12 protein-coding genes are annotated in these 14,956 nt (G+C 72.9%); 7 read left to right on the top strand and 5 right to left on the bottom strand.

Annotated features, from left to right (window positions below; genetic code table 11):
• The 3 genes from ACFYOV_RS03895 to glgB form a co-directional block, all read left to right on the top strand.
• Positions 1-555 (top strand): alpha-glucosidase C-terminal domain-containing protein (locus ACFYOV_RS03895; RefSeq protein WP_389082462.1); only part of this gene is annotated, 555 nt, incomplete at its 5' end.
• A 113-nt stretch (positions 556-668) separates the two neighbouring features.
• Entirely contained in the window at positions 669-2,087 is a 1,419-nt protein-coding gene (locus ACFYOV_RS03900; RefSeq protein ID WP_389082464.1) for a maltokinase, read from the top strand.
• A gap of 32 nt (positions 2,088-2,119) precedes the next feature.
• The gene (gene glgB, locus ACFYOV_RS03905) at positions 2,120-4,768 is read left to right on the top strand and encodes a 1,4-alpha-glucan branching enzyme (RefSeq protein ID WP_389082467.1); all 2,649 of its coding nucleotides are present in this window, start codon (positions 2,120-2,122) and stop codon (positions 4,766-4,768) included.
• Between the two features lie 15 nt (positions 4,769-4,783).
• Here glgB and ACFYOV_RS03910 read toward each other — a convergent pair whose 3' ends face one another.
• The 4 genes from ACFYOV_RS03910 to ACFYOV_RS03925 all read right to left on the bottom strand — a co-directional run bounded on the left by ACFYOV_RS03910 (position 4,784) and on the right by ACFYOV_RS03925 (position 8,658).
• Positions 4,784-7,015 carry a HelD family protein gene (locus ACFYOV_RS03910; RefSeq protein ID WP_389084023.1) on the bottom strand — a complete coding sequence of 744 codons (2,232 nt, stop codon included), beginning with the start codon at positions 7,013-7,015 and terminating at the stop codon, positions 4,784-4,786.
• 207 nt (positions 7,016-7,222) lie between these two features.
• Positions 7,223-7,537 (bottom strand): thioredoxin, encoded by a 315-nt coding sequence (gene trxA, locus ACFYOV_RS03915; protein WP_389084026.1) that lies wholly within the window; start codon positions 7,535-7,537, stop codon positions 7,223-7,225.
• Positions 7,538-7,551: 14 nt separating this feature from the next.
• Positions 7,552-7,980: a MerR family transcriptional regulator gene (locus ACFYOV_RS03920; protein WP_389082469.1), complete on the bottom strand. Its 429-nt coding sequence runs from the start codon at positions 7,978-7,980 to the stop codon at positions 7,552-7,554.
• 48 nt (positions 7,981-8,028) lie between these two features.
• Positions 8,029-8,658 carry a maleylpyruvate isomerase family mycothiol-dependent enzyme gene (locus ACFYOV_RS03925; RefSeq protein WP_389082472.1) on the bottom strand — a complete coding sequence of 210 codons (630 nt, stop codon included), beginning with the start codon at positions 8,656-8,658 and terminating at the stop codon, positions 8,029-8,031.
• A 115-nt stretch (positions 8,659-8,773) separates the two neighbouring features.
• Here ACFYOV_RS03925 and ACFYOV_RS03930 point away from each other — a divergent pair, with 115 nt between their 5' ends.
• On the top strand, positions 8,774-9,250 hold the full coding sequence (locus tag ACFYOV_RS03930; protein WP_389082474.1) for a MarR family winged helix-turn-helix transcriptional regulator: 477 nt from the start codon (positions 8,774-8,776) through the stop codon (positions 9,248-9,250).
• Between the two features lie 867 nt (positions 9,251-10,117).
• Here the strand turns inward: ACFYOV_RS03930 and ACFYOV_RS03935 are convergent.
• Positions 10,118-11,509 carry a cation:dicarboxylate symporter family transporter gene (locus ACFYOV_RS03935; RefSeq protein WP_389082477.1) on the bottom strand — a complete coding sequence of 464 codons (1,392 nt, stop codon included), beginning with the start codon at positions 11,507-11,509 and terminating at the stop codon, positions 10,118-10,120.
• 156 nt (positions 11,510-11,665) lie between these two features.
• Here ACFYOV_RS03935 and ACFYOV_RS03940 point away from each other — a divergent pair, with 156 nt between their 5' ends.
• The 3 genes from ACFYOV_RS03940 (at position 11,666) to ACFYOV_RS03950 (ending at position 14,908) form a co-directional block, all read left to right on the top strand.
• Complete coding sequence (locus ACFYOV_RS03940; RefSeq protein WP_389082479.1) at positions 11,666-13,312, top strand: ATP-binding protein; 1,647 nt, start codon at positions 11,666-11,668, stop codon at positions 13,310-13,312.
• Positions 13,309-13,995: a response regulator gene (locus tag ACFYOV_RS03945; protein WP_389082481.1), complete on the top strand. Its 687-nt coding sequence runs from the start codon at positions 13,309-13,311 to the stop codon at positions 13,993-13,995. Before ACFYOV_RS03940 ends, ACFYOV_RS03945 begins: the two co-directional genes overlap by 4 nt.
• 196 nt (positions 13,996-14,191) lie before the next feature.
• Positions 14,192-14,908 (top strand): helix-turn-helix domain-containing protein, encoded by a 717-nt coding sequence (locus ACFYOV_RS03950; protein ID WP_389082484.1) that lies wholly within the window; start codon positions 14,192-14,194, stop codon positions 14,906-14,908.
• Positions 14,909-14,956 lie beyond the last annotated feature (48 nt).

Here is a 14,956-nt window from a genome sequence, read left to right on the forward strand (position 1 = left end):
CTGCTGTCCCTGCCCGGCTCGCCGATCATCTACTACGGCGACGAGATCGGCATGGGCGACAACATCTGGCTCGGCGACCGCGACGCCGTGCGCACTCCCATGCAGTGGACCCCGGACCGCAACGCCGGATTCTCCTCCTGCGACCCGGGGCGGCTGTTCCTGCCGGCCATCATGGACCCGGTCTACGGCTACCAGGTCACCAGCGTGGAGGCGTCGATGGCGTCGCCGTCGTCGCTGCTGCACTGGACCCGGCGCATGATCGAGATTCGTAAGCAGAACAAGGCGTTCGGGCTCGGCTCCTACACCGAGCTGCCCTCCTCCAACCCCGCGGTCCTCGCCTTCCTGCGCGAGTACGAGGACGACCTGGTGCTCTGCGTGAACAACTTCTCCCGCTTCGCCCAGCCCACGGAGCTGGATCTGAGCGCCTTCGAGGGTCGTCATCCGGTCGAGCTGTTCGGCGGGGTGCGCTTTCCCGCCATCGGGGAACTGCCGTACCTGCTGACGCTCGGCGGGCACGGCTTCTACTGGTTCCGGCTCCGCAAGGACGCCGCGTAGAACCCGGGGCGGGGCGGTTTCTCCCGCCCCGCCCGGGGCACGCATCAGTAACACCCCGCCCGCCGGCGGCGCCCTCCGGAGGCGGGCCGAACCTGGGGAAAGGACGCGACGCCATGTCGGAAGCCCTCACCCGCACCGTCACCGCTCCGCCCGGGCTCCTTTCATCACTCGATCCACTGCTGCGGGAGTGGCTGCCGCGGCAGCGATGGTTCGCGGGCAAGGGCCGCCCGGTCACCGGATTCACCCTGGTCCAGGCCACCGAGCTGCTGCCGCCGAGCTCCAAGCTGGGCCTGTACCACCTGCTGGTGCGCGCCCACCAGCCGCTCGGGCCCGCCCTCGGTGCCGCCGACCACCCCGGCGACTGCTACCAACTGCTGATAGGCGTGCGCGAGGCGCTGCCGCCCCGGCTCGCGCCCGCGCTCATCGGACACGTCACCCAGGGTCCCCTTGCCGGACGGACGGTCTACGAGGCCCTGCACGACACCCGGCCCGCCGAGCTGCTCCTGGAGGCCCTCCGCACCCAGGCCCGCGTCGGCGGGCTCCGTTTCGAGCGGGACCCGCACCAGGAGATCCGCTCCGGACTCGTCCCGCGCCTGATCACCGCCGAGCAGTCGAACTCGTCGGTCGTCTATGGCGATACGTTCATCCTGAAGCTGCTGCGCCGGATCGTGCCCGGGATCAACCCCGACCTGGAGCTGCCGCTGGCACTGGCCCGCGCGGGCTGCCCCCGGGTGCCCCCGCCCACCGCCTGGCTGGTCGCGGAGCCGGACGGCACCGCGGGCACGGCCGAGCCGGACGAGCCGTTCGTGCTGGGGGTGCTCCAGCCGTTCGTACAGGGCGCGACCGACGGCTGGGAACTGGCGCTGCGCAACCTGGCCAAGGGCGAGGACTTCGTCGCGGAGGCGCGGGCGCTGGGCCGGGCCACCGCCGAGGTGCACACCGCGCTGGCCCGTGCGCTGCCGATGGTCACCCTGGGCCATGCGCAGCTGCGGCTCATGGTCGACGGCATGACCGAGCGGCTGGAGGCCGCCGTGCACGCGGTGCCCGCGCTGCGGCCGTACGCTCCCGGGCTGCGCTCGGCGTTCACCGCCCTGGGCGACCTCGCCGCCGAGGGGCGCACCTGGACCGCCCAGCGGGTGCACGGCGACCTGCACCTCGGGCAGTGCCTGCGCTCCCCGGCCGGTGACTGGTCGCTGATCGACTTCGAGGGCGAACCGGCCCGGCCACTGGCCGAACGGCGGATGCCGCAGCCGGTGGTGCGGGACGTGGCCGGCATGCTGCGGTCCTTCGACTACGCGGCGCGCTCGGTGGACCCGGCCCAGCCGGAGTGGGCCGAGCGGTGCCGTGCGGCCTACTGCTCCGGGTACGCGGAGCCGGCCGGCCGCGATCCGCGCACCGATCCGGTGATGCTGCGGGCCTACGAGACCGACAAGGCCGTCTACGAGGTGCTGTACGAGGCCCGGCACCGCCCCGAGTGGCTCCCGGTGCCGCTGGCGGCCGTGCACCGGCTGGCCGTGTCCGACCAGACCTGACCCACCCGACCTTCGTCCAGGAGGCTTCGCCCGTGACCCCCCGCCCCGAGTCCAGCGGTTCGCAGCCCGAGCAGCCGGCCGAGCAGCGCATCGAGCCGCCGGCGACCGCCCGGAAGAAGAGCGCCGCCGCCGCGAAGAAGCAGCCCGCAGCGGCGAAGGCGGCGGCCAAGGCCGTGACCAAGAAGGTGACGGCGACCAAGACGAAGGCGACGTCGAAGAAGACGACGGAGAAGGCCGCCGAGAAGGCCCCGGCCAAGGCCACCGGGCGGAAGGCGGCGCCCGGGAAGCCGGCCGAGAAGGTCGCGGCGACGGCGGCCCGGAAGAAGCCGGCGGCGAAGAAGGTTACCGCGGCGAAGGCCACCGCGAAGCGGAAGGCGACGGCCCCGTCACCCGCCGCGGCGCGGGCCACCGCACCTGCGCAGGAGTCTCCGCAGCCGGAGGCCTCCCAGCCGGAGAACCCGCAGGTCGTCGCCCCGCCGGAGGCGGAGATCGCCGTCTCCCCCGCCCTGGACGCCGGGGACCGGGAACGGCTGCTGGAAGGCACGCACCACGCCCCGCACTCCGTGCTCGGCGCGCACCCGGTGCCCGGCGGCGTGGTCTTCCGGGTCTTCAAGCCGTACGCCCTGGCGGTGACCGTCCTGTCCGGGGGCCTGTCCGTCGACCTGCACGACGACGGAGACGGCTTCTTCTCGGGGCTGCTGCCGCTGCACGAGGTCCCGGCGTACCGGCTGCTCGTGACGTACGAGGGGACGGTGCAGGAGACCGAGGACGCCTACCGCTTCCTGCCCACCCTCGGCGAGTTCGACCTGCACCTGATCGGCGAGGGGCGGCACGAGGAGCTGTGGACGGCGCTCGGCGCACATCCCATGACGCACCAGGGCGTGACCGGCACCCGCTTCTCGGTGTGGGCGCCGAACGCGCGCGGGGTGCGAGTGGCCGGCACCTTCAACTTCTGGGACGGCACCGGCTTCCCCATGCGCTCGCTCGGCTCCTCCGGGGTGTGGGAGCTGTTCGTGCCGGGGATCGGCGAGGGCGAGCTGTACAAGTTCGAGATCACCCGTCCCGACGGTTCGAAGACCCTGCGCGCCGACCCGCTGGCCCGCCGCACCGAGGTGCCGCCCGCCACCTCCTCGATCGTCACCTCCTCCCAGTACGAGTGGGGCGACGACGAGTGGCTGGAGCGCCGGGCCGAGAAGCCCGCGCACCAGGGGCCGTTCTCGGTGTACGAGGTCCACCTGCCCTCCTGGCGACCCGGCCTGACGTACCGTCAGCTGGCCGAGCAGCTGCCGGCCTACGTGAAGGACCTGGGGTTCACGCACGTCGAGCTGATGCCGGTCGCCGAGCACCCGTTCGGCGGGTCCTGGGGCTACCAGGTCACCGGCTTCTACGCGCCGACGGCCCGCCTCGGCACCCCCGACGACTTCCGGTACCTGGTGGACGCGCTGCACCGGGCGGGGATCGGGGTGCTGATGGACTGGGTCCCGGCACACTTCCCGCGCGACGAGTGGGCGCTGGCCGAGTTCGACGGCCGTCCGCTGTACGAGCACGAGGATCCGCTGCGGGCCGCCCACCCCGACTGGGGCACCCTGGAGTTCGACTTCGGGCGGCGCGAGGTCCGCAACTTCCTGGTGGCCAACGCGCTGTACTGGTGCGAGGAGTTCCACATCGACGGGCTGCGGGTGGACGCGGTCGCCTCGATGCTCTACCTGGACTACTCGCGCGAGCCCGGCCAGTGGACGCCGAACGAGCACGGCGGCCGGGAGAACCTGGACGCGGTGGCGTTCCTCCAGGAGATGAACGCCACCGTGTACCGCAGGGTGCCGGGCGTGGTGACGGTCGCGGAGGAGTCCACGGCCTGGGACGGCGTCACCCGCGCCACCCACCACAAGGGCCCGAGCGGCTTCGGCGGGCTGGGCTTCGGGCTGAAGTGGAACATGGGCTGGATGCACGACTCGCTCAAGTACATGAGCCACGACCCGATCCACCGCCGCTACCACCACCACGAGATGACCTTCTCGATGGTGTACGCCTACAGCGAGAACTACGTGCTGCCGATCTCCCACGACGAGGTGGTGCACGGCAAGCGTTCCCTCGTGTCGAAGATGCCCGGCGACTGGTGGCAGCAGCGCGCCAACCTGCGCGCCTACCTGGGCTTCATGTGGGCCCACCCCGGAAAGCAACTCCTGTTCATGGGACAGGAGTTCGCCCAGGGGGCGGAGTGGTCGGAGGCGCACGGCCCGGACTGGTGGCTGCTGGACCCGCACTACGGCGCGGAGGCCGACCACCGGGGGGTGCGCGACCTGGTGCGCGACCTCAACGCCGTGTACCGGCACACCCCGGCGCTGTGGCAGGGCGACACCGAGCCCTCCGGATTCCGCTGGGTCGTCGGGGACGCCGCCGAGGACAACGTGCTCGCCTTCCTGCGCTACGACAGCGACGGCAGCCCGCTGCTCGCGGTCTGCCACTTCGCCGCCGTGGTCCGCGAGGACTACCGGCTCGGCGTCCCCGACGACGTGCCCGCCTGGCACGAGACCCTGAACACCGACGCCGGCCGGTACGGCGGCAGCGGCGTCGCCCAGCCCGACCCGGTGAAGCCCGAGCCGCAGGGCCGGCACGGATACCCGGCGAGCATCCGGCTGACCCTGCCGCCGCTGGCGACGGTGTGGCTGCGCCCGGCCTGAGGCCGGGCCGGGCGGTCACTCCAGGGCGTCGGCCAGTGCCTTCGGCAACGGCTCGGTGTGCAGGACGCCGAGCCGCTGGGTGGCGCGGGTGAGGGCCACGTAGAGGTCGCTGGTGCCGTAGCGGCCGGGTTCGACCACCAGGACCGAGTCGAACTCCAGGCCCTTGGCCTGGCGCGGGTCGAGCAGGACGACGGCGTGCGTGAGGTCGGGCTCGGCGCCGGCCGTCACCCCCTCCAGCCGGGCGGCCAGGGCGCGGTGCAGCGCACGCGGCGCGATCACCGCGAGCCGGCCCTCGGACGGGGTGAGTTCCTCCACGGCCTTGGCGACCGCGCCGGGCAGGTCGTCGGTGGCGCGGGACCAGGGGCGTACGCCCGTGGAGCGCACCGAGCCGGGCGGCTCGAAACCGGGGTGCTCGGCGCGGACGACGGCCGCCGCCACGTCCATGATCTCCGCCGGGGTGCGGTAGTTGACGCCCAGCCGGGTGTGCTTCCAGCGATCCTCCACGTAGGGGTGGAGGATCGTCGACCAGGAGCCGACACCGGCCGCCTCCGAGGTCTGCGCCGGGTCGCCGACCAGGGTCATCGAGCGGGTGGGACTACGCCGCATGAGCAGCCGCCACGCCATCGGTGACAGCTCCTGCGCCTCGTCGACGATGATGTGCCCGAAGGCCCAGGTGCGGTCGGCGGCTGCGCGCTCGGCGGCGCTTCGGTGGTCCTCCTCCTCGTGCCGCTCGGCGAAGCGCTCGGCGTCGATGATGTCGTGCGCGGACAGCACCTCGGACGACTCGGGGTCGTCCTCCTCCTTGTCCTCGAACTCGTAGGTCCGGGAGGCGTAGGAGACGTCCAGCACGCCCTGCGCGTAGGCGATCTGGGACTGCCGCTCGCGTTCGGCGCGCTCGCGCGCGAGCCGGTCGTCCTCGCCGAGGAGCTCGGCTGCCTCGTCGAGCAGCGGCACGTCGGCGACGGTCCAGTGCCGGGTCACCGGGCGGCGGATCGCGCCGGCGTCCTCGTCGGGCAGGAAGGCCTCGGGGGCGGCGAGGAAGTCGGCGACGAGGCGCTGCGGGGTGAGCCGGGGCCAGAGCTGGTCGATCGCCGACCAGACCTCGGGGTTCTCGGCGAGTTCGTCGCGGATCTGGGTGATGTCGGCGGCGTCGAGGACGTTGGAGCCGTCGTAGGGGTCGGTGCCGATGCGCTCGGCGACCATGTCGGTGAGCGTGTTGAGGATGTGCCCCTCGAAGTGCTCGCGGGCGACGTTGTGCGGCAGCTTCACGGCCCGGGTGCGTTCGCGGGCGACGTTCACCAGGCCGTCGTCCAGCATCAGGATCTCGCGGTCGTGCTCGATGGTGATCACCGGGTCGGGCAGCGCCTGCCGGCTGCGGACGACCTCGGCGAGCACGTCGGCCATCTCCGCCCGGCCCTTCACGGCGGCGGCCCCGGGGGTGTCGGCGCGGGTCGTCCGCACCCCGGGGAACAGCTCGCCGACGGTCGCGAGGAGCACGCCGGTCTCGCCGAGGCTGGGCAGCACCTCGCCGATGTAGCCGAGGAAGGCCGGGTTGGGGCCGACGACCAGGACGGCGCGACGGGCCAGCAGCTCGCGGTGCTCGTAGAGCAGGTAGGCGGCGCGGTGCAGGGCGACGGCGGTCTTGCCGGTACCGGGGCCACCCTCGACCACCAGCACGCCGCGGTGCGGGGCGCGGATGATGCGGTCCTGGTCGGCCTGGATGGTGCGCACGATGTCGGCCATGCGGCCGGTCCGCGCGGAGGTGAGCGCGGCCAGCAGCACGGCGTCGCCCGCGGGGTCCTCGTGGCCGGTGCGGGTCGCGTCACCGAGGTCGAGGATCTCGTCGTGCAGGGCGGTGACCCGGCGGCCCTCGGTGGAGATGTGCCGGCGGCGCCTGAGCCCCATCGGGGTGTGGCCGGTGGCCAGGTAGAAGGGGCGGGCGACGTCGGCGCGCCAGTCGATGAGGACGGGAGTGCGTTCGGCGTCGTCGGCGCGCAGACCGATGCGGCCGATGTGGTGGGTGGCACCGGAGGCCAGGTCGATGCGGCCGAAGCACAGGGAGCCGTCGACGGCGTTCAGCGCGGCGAGAAGGCCGGAGCGCTCGGCGACCAGGATGTCCCGCTCCAGCCTGGCCTGCATGGGCGTGTTGCCCTGGGCGAGCGCGTCGGTGACGGCCACCTCGGTGTCGCCGCGCAGGGCGTCCACGCGTGCGTAGAGCCCGTCGACGAATTCCTGTTCCTGGCGCAATTCGTCGTCCGGAAATTCGGTGTTTGACAATTCCGCTCCCGCCCGGATATACTGTGTTCACTGAACTTCACCGCGCCTTCTTCCACTAGAAGGCGCGAATCAATGAATATACGCAAGGAAAACCCCCGGGCGCAATTGCCCGGGGGTTTTTCGCGAGCGTTTCTCCGTGCAGGCTCGCCGATTGCGGCACGTGTCCGCCCGTGTCGGTCAGAGCACCTCGGCCAGTTCCTCCAGCAGCCGCCGCTTGGGCCGGGCCCCCACCATCGACCGCTGCGGCTCCCCGTCGCGGAACACCATGAAGGTCGGCATCGACAGCACCTTGTACGCGTTGGTCGTGTCCGGGTTGGCGTCCACGTCGAGCTGGACGACTTTCAGCCGGTCGCCCTCCTCGGCGGCCAGCGCACTCAGCACCGGCGCCATCTGCCGGCACGGCGGGCACCAGTCGGCGGTGAACTCCACCAGCACCGGCAGTTCCGACTCGATCACCTCCGCCGCGAAGTCCGCGTCGGTCACCTCGGTCACACCGCTCGTCCTGCTCACGTCTGCCGCCCTCCCAGTTCGCACACCGGTTCCGGACCGCCCGGAACCTCCGCCTCGGCGGCCAGTTCGTCCCGTGCCCGCTCGGCCCGGGCCAGCTGCTGCCCGACCTTCGCCCGCACCGCCCGCAACTCGCCTATCAGGGAGTCGAGTTCCTCCAGCTTGCGCCGGTAGACCTGGAGCGAGGCGGGGCACGAGTCGCCCTCGGGGTGACCGGCCCGCAGGCACTCCACGAAGGGCCGGGTCTCCTCCAGGTCGAACCCGAAGTCCTGGAGCGTGCGGATCTGCCGCAGCAGCCTCAGGTCGCTCTCGTCGTAGGTGCGGTAGCCATTGCCCGCCCGCCGCGCGGGCAGCAGTCCCCGCGACTCGTAGTACCGCAGTGTGCGCGTGGTGGTCCCGGCGCGTGCGGCCAGCTCGCCGATTCGCATGCCGACGAACGTAAGCGTTGACGTCGGGGTCAAGGCAACGGCCGGTTGTCAGTCCGCGGCCGGGACCGCCCCGGTGAGATGCGGCACGGCGGCGTAGGCGCGGCCGGTCAGCAGGAGCAGCAGGGCGCCGACGGGACCGCGGATCTCCTCGCCCTCGCCGCGCGTCCAGTCGATGTCGGTGGCCACGAGCCGGGCGCGCGGGAGCGGCCAGGGGCGGGGCGGGAAGCGCATGGTCCACACGCGGTCGGCGGCATCCCGGGCGGCCTCGCGGGGCATCTCCCGGTGCCGGCCGAGGGCGAGGGCGATGTCCTGGCCGTGGACGAGGATGTCGAGCAGGGGCTCGCGGGATGTGGTCGTGGGGGCGAGCCGACGGGAGCCGATGACGGAGCGCAGGGCGCCGACGATCTCACCGACGGGGCGCTCGCCCTCGCGCACCGCCGAGTCGTGGATCATGCGGTCGATGTTGCCCCTGGCGCGGAGGCACTCGCGCAGCACCCTGCTGTGGGAGAAGCGGGCGGCGACGGTCAGATGGGCGGCGACGTCCCGCACCCGCCAGTCCCCGCACCGGGTGGGCGTGTCCCACTCCTCGGGGCGCAGCCCCTCCAGCAGCTCGACCAGGCTCGCCCGCTCCCGGTCGACGATCCGCCAGCGCTCATCGGTCCCCAGTACGACTGACACGGGAATCACCGCCCATGGGAATGGTAAGATTCTCTGACCAAAGTAGTCAGAGAGTCTGACCGATGTCAAGCGGTGAAGCGGTCGGACGACCGCACGGAGGAAGGAGGGAGCGGCGGTGACGGAGAGCGGAGAGCAGGTCGCCGAGGGGGACGCGCGGGCCGAGGACCGGCTCAGCACCGGAGTGCTGCTGTTCCTCCCGTACCGGGCACTGGAGAACCGGGTCTTCGCCGCCCTCGCCGACGCGGGGTTCGACGACTTCACCCCCGCCCAGGGCCGGGTGATGCAGCGCATCGGCCCGCACGGCACCCGGCTGACGGAACTGGCCGAGCAGGCGCAGATCACCAAGCAGACCGCCGGTTTCCTGGTCGACCAGCTGGAGAAGGCCGGGTACGTGCACCGCGTCCAGGACCCCACCGACCGCCGGGCCCGCCTGGTCTGCGGCTCGGCGAAGGCATGGGCGGCGAAGGAGGTCGCGGACGCGGTGGTCGCCGAGGTGGAACGGGAATGGGAGGCGCACATCGGCCCCCGCCGCATGCGGCACCTCCGCGAGGCCCTGATGCTGCTGCGGGAGATCACGGATCCGTGGGCATGAGGGGTGCGGGGAGGCTGCGGGTGCCCGGGTAGGTCGCGGGGTGCCCGGGATTGTCCGCGGGGTCATGGGATGCCCGGGTGTGAATGCTGCGGGGCCACCCGCCGGGGCGTAATACCTACGGGCACGGACGCCCGGGCGTGAATGCTGCGGGGCCCGCCCGCATGGACGACGTACCCATGCCTACGGGCCCCGTTCCTGGACATCATGCACTACGGCTCCCGTGCCGGACGGAATGCCTGCGGGCACGGACAGCCCGGGCGTGATGGCGTGGGTTCCGCGGGGAATGGATCTCCGGGGCATGCGTCCGGCTGGAAGCGGATGCCCGGACGTGCGTCCCGCGGGAGGCGGAGGCACCGGGGCCTGCATGCCTGCCATCCACACCCAGGGCGTAAGCCACCCGAGGGATGCGATACCCGCCGCCCCTCGCCGCCCCTTGTGAAGTCACGTCACGGGCGACAAGACCGAGCGGCCAGGCCCACGGGGGCGGAACCTGGCCGCTCGGCGGCGGGGGGGACCTCAGGAGCTCGGGCCCGGGTGCGTCCGGGGCCGAGGAGAGCGGTCCTCGGGTGCCCGCGCCTCGGGGCCCCGAACAGGAGCGGATCCCCGGTGGCCCGAGACCCCGGGGCCGGTGGCCTCGGAGTTCTGGACCAGCGACGGGGCCGGGGGCCCGGGGCCGGTCCTGTCCGACCCGGGTGTCCACGGGCGGCCGGGCGGCCGGGCCACGGGGAGCGTCCCGGCCGCCCGGGTCCTGGGGCGGGGCCGGCCCGGCGAGAGGTGGCGGCCGGGCCGTGGGGCCCTGGATCGGGGCCCCACCCGCACCCCGCGGGCGGGGATGTCACTCCCGGGGCAACCCGGCCGCAGCAGGCGTCACGCCTTGGCCAGTTCCTTCTCGGTCGCCGGCTCGGGGAGCTGCGTGCGGTCCGGTGCGGTGGCCTGGTCGGAGTCGTCCAGCAGGGTCTGCTCGTCGAAGGGGAGCCGGCCGGCGAGGACCTCGCCCACCCTGCCCTTGTCGATCTCCTTCGTCCACGTGCCGACCAGCACCGTGGCAACCGCGTTGCCCGCGAAGTTGGTCAGGGCGCGGGCCTCGCTCATGAAGCGGTCGATGCCGACGATCAGGCCGATGCCGTCCACCAGGGCGGGCTTGTGCGACTGGAGACCGCCGGCCAGCGTCGCCAGGCCCGCGCCGGTGACACCCGCCGCGCCCTTGGACGCGACCAGCAGGAACAGCAGCAACGGGATCTGTTCGCCGACCGACATCGGCGTACCCATGGCGTCGGCGATGAACAGCGACGCCATGGTCATGTAGATCATGGTGCCGTCGAGGTTGAAGGAGTAACCGGTCGGGACGGTGATGCCGACCACCGGCTTGCTCACCCCCAGGTGCTCCATCTTCGCGATGAGCCGCGGCAGCGCCGACTCGGAGGAGGACGTCGACAGGATCAGCAGGAACTCACGGCCCAGGTACGTGAACAGGGTGAGGATGTTCAGCCCCGCGACGACCCTCAGCAGCGTGCCCAGCACCAGGAAGACGAACAGCACACAGGTGACGTAGAAGCCGAGCATCAGCACCGCGAGGCTCTTCAGCGCGTCCAGGCCCGCCGAGCCGGTGACTGCCGCCATGGCGCCGAACGCACCCACCGGAGCAGCCCACATGATCATGGCCAGGACCCGGAAGACCAGGCGCTGGATGTGCTCGATGCCCCGCAGGACCGGCTGGCCGGCGTTGCCCATGGCCTGGAGCGCGAAGCCGCACAGCAGGGCGATCAGCAGGGTCTGGAGCACCTCGCCCTCGGTGAAGGCGGACACGATGGTCGTCGGGATGATGCCCAGCAGGAACTCGGTGGTGTCCTTGGCCTCCGCGTCGACCTGTGCGTGCCCGGTCTCCTTGACCGCGTCGGTGATCGCGAGCCCGGTGCCCGGCTCCAGGATGTTGCCGACGACCAGCCCGATGCCCAGCGCGACCAGCGACATGACCAGGAAGTAGGCCAGGGCGATGCCGCCCACGGCGCCGACCTTCGCGGCCTTGCGCACCGAGCCGATGCCCAGCACGATCGTGCAGAAGATGATCGGCGAGATCATCATCTTGATCAGGTTCACGAACCCGGTGCCGATCGGCTTCAGCTCGACCGCGAAGTCCGGCGCGATCAGGCCCACGGCGATTCCGAGGGCGACCGCGACGATCACCGCGATGTAGAGGTAGTGCGTACGGTCCCGCTTGGCTCGGGGTGCGGCTGGTGCCGTATCGGCTGCGCTGGTCACGGCGGCCCTCCTTGACGACGTCGTCGGCATCACCGGCGTGCGGCTCACGTCCGGGACGGGGGTTTGGGGAATGCCGTGACTATGGCGTGCCCCTGTGAGGGCGGTCACCCTTCCGTTCATTGAGTTCATCGCGGAACCGAGGGGCAGACTGGCCGCATGCGCCTCCCCGTCCCCCGGCCCCGCAGCCTCGCGGGCCAGCTCTTCGCCATGCAGGCCGTGCTGATAGCGGTGGTCGTGGCCGGGTACGCGCTGTTCACCTACGTCGGCGACCGCAGCCAGGCCGAGGAGGGCGCGGGCCGCCAGGCCACGGCGGTGGCCCGCTCGGTCGCCGACTCCCCGTCCGTGCGGGAGGCGATCCGCACGTCCGACCCCTCGGCGCGGCTCCAGCCGTACGCGCTGGCGGTGGTGCGGGACACGGACGTCGACTTCGTGACGATCATGAATCCGCGGGGCATCCGCTGGACCCACCCCGACCCCCGCCAGATCGGCCTGCCCTTCCGCGGTCACACCGCCCCGGCGCTCGCGGGCCGGACCTTCACCGAGACCTACACCGGCACCCTCGGCCCCTCCGTCCGCGCGGTCACCCCGGTCCGGGACGGCGAGCGCATCGTCGGCCTGGTCAGCGCCGGGATCCGGGTGGAGGAGATCAGCCAGCGGGCGCGGGGCCGGCTGACCGCGCTGCTCGCGGTGGCGGCCGGCGCCCTCGGGCTCGGCGCGATCGGCACGTACGTCATCAACGCCCGTCTGCGCCGGCACACCCACGGCATGAACGCGACCGAGCTCAGCCACATGCACGACTACCATCAGGCCGCGCTCCACGCCGTGCGCGAGGGGCTGCTGATGCTGGACGGGCAGTACCGCGTGGCATTGATCAACGACGGCGGCCGGGAGCTGCTGGGCGTGGCCCCGGAGGAGGACGTGGTGGGCAGGTCGGTCGCGGAGCTGGGACTCCCGGCGCCGCTGACGGGTGCGCTGCTGGCGTCCGAGCCGCGGGTGGACGAGGTGCACCTGACCGCGGACCGGGTGCTGGTGGTGAACACCTCCCCGGTGTCGGGCGGTCAGCGGCGCGGGTCGGTGGCGACCCTGCGGGACGTGACCGAACTCCAGTCGCTGATGGGCGAGCTGGACTCCGAGCGGGGCTTCACCCAGGCGCTGCGCTCGCAGGCGCACGAGGCGGCGAACCGGTTGCACACGGTCGTCTCGCTGATCGAGCTGGGCCGCGCCGAGGAGGCGGTGGAGTTCGCGACCGCCGAGCTGGAGCTGGCCCAGGCGCTCACCGACCAGGTGGTGGCGGCAGTGAGCGAGCCGGTGCTCGCGGCGCTGCTGCTGGGCAAGGCCGCGCAGGCCAACGAGCGGGGCGTGGAGCTCGTGGTGTCGCCCGACAGCCGCCTGGACGACGGGCTGCTGCCGTCCTCGCTGCCCGCCCGCGACCTGGTCACCATCCTCGGCAACCTGATCGACAATGCCGTGGACGCGGCGCAGGGTGGGGTGCGGCCCCGGGTGACCGTCACGGCGCTCACCGAGGAGGGCGCGGAGCTGATCCTGCGGGTGTCCGACACGGGCCCGGGGGTGGCCCCGGACCACGTCGAGGAGGTCTTCCGGCGGGGCTTTTCGACCAAGCCGTCCGGTCCCGGCGGCCGGGGACTGGGCCTGGCGCTGGTGCGGCAGGCGGTGACCCGGCACGGCGGTTCGCTGACGATGGCCTCGGCGGACGGGGGCGGTGCCCGGTTCGAGGTGCGGCTGCCGCTCGGGGGCGCCGTGGCGGGCAGCACGGCCGCGCGGGCCGCGGAGGACGACGCATGAGCGCCGGGAGCCCCATCCGCGTGCTGGTCGTGGAGGACGACCCGGTCGCCGCCGACGCCCATGTGCTGTACGTGGGCCGGGTGCCGGGGTTCGTCGCCGTCGGCAAGGTGCACACGGGCGCCGAGGCCCGCCGCGCGCTGGAGCGCACCCCCGTCGACCTGCTCCTGCTCGACCTGCACCTGCCGGACGTGCACGGACTCCAGCTGGCGCGCTCGCTGCGGGCGGCCGGGCACCACGCGGACGTGATCGCGGTGACCTCGGCCCGGGACCTGGCCGTGGTGCGCGAGGGGGTGTCGCTGGGCGTGGTGCAGTACGTGCTCAAGCCCTTCACCTTCGCCACGCTGCGGGACCGGCTGGTGCGTTACGCCGAGTTCCGCGCCGCGGTCGGCGAGGCCAGCGGCCAGGACGAGGTGGACCGCGCCCTGGCCGCCCTGCGCGCCCCCGGGCCGGTGGCCCTGCCCAAGGGCCTGAGCGCACCGACGCTGGAGCGGGTGACCGTCGCCCTGCGCGAGGCCGAGGAGGGTCTGACGGCCGCGGGAGCGGCGGAGGCGGTCGGCATCTCCCGCATCACGGCCCGCCGTTACCTGGAACACCTCGTCGAAGCGGGCCGCGCGGCCCGCCGCCCGCAGTACGGGACCGTGGGGCGCCCGGAGCTGTGGTACCGGTGGGTACCGGGGCCCTGACGGCGTGTGGGGTCCGTTTCTCGCCGCGGTCCGCCGGGCCCTTGACCGCCGTTCCCCGAAGGGACCCGGAGGCCGCATGCCTCCGGCCACGGCAGGCGCCCTGCCGCCGGTAGCCGACCGGCCGGTAGCCGTAGCTTCCTACAATGAGTGATCCTGGCCGAACAGACCGTAGTCACATGCCCGCGGCAGCCCTACGTTGTGGCGCGTGCACCGACCCTCCGCCCGACCGGCCCCCCACTCGTCCCCGCCCTTTGACACCTCCGCCGCCCGCCGGCTGCGCGCCGCGCTCGGTCTGGGGCCCGAGCACGTCGCCCACACCCTGCGCGCCTCGTACGGGCTGCCGTACGCCACCCCGGATCTCGTGCTCGCCTGGGAGCGCGGGACCGTCGCCCCCTCCAGTGCCCAGCTCACCGCGTTGGCAGGTGTGTTGTGGTGCTCCCCCGGTGAACTCATCGGCCGGCCGCGCACCCTGCGCGAGCACCGTGTCGCCCGTGGGCTCGCCCCCGAGGACGTCGCCCGCGCGGTCGGGCAGGAACTCCACGCGTATCTGCGCATGGAGGAGACCGGCCAGTGGCGCGGGACCGACCGCCAGTCCGCGGCCCTGGCCGGGCTGCTCGAACTGTCCCTGGCCGACGTGGTCACCGTCACCGGACGGGAGGACCGGCTGGCGGAGCTGCTGCGCAGTGCGGCCACGACACGCTGGCAGGCGTACGTGCGCCCGGTGGCGAAGATCGCCCCGCTGGACCGCCGGCTGCTCGAAGGAGTGCTCCAGCGTCTGCACCAGCACTACCAGGGCCGCATGGCCGCCACCCTCAGCTGGGGCGGCGGCAGCGACGACGCGGGCGACGGCGGGCGGGAGTTCCTGGACCGGATCGTCGACCACTTCTGGCAGCAGGTCGAGGAGCGGGGGTGACACGGGCGGGCGTCACCCGGGAGCGGCGTCCGGCGGCGTGCGAGGCCA

It is taken from the genome of Streptomyces sp. NPDC005931 (genome assembly GCF_042871235.1).
Lineage (GTDB): Bacteria > Actinomycetota > Actinomycetes > Streptomycetales > Streptomycetaceae > Streptomyces.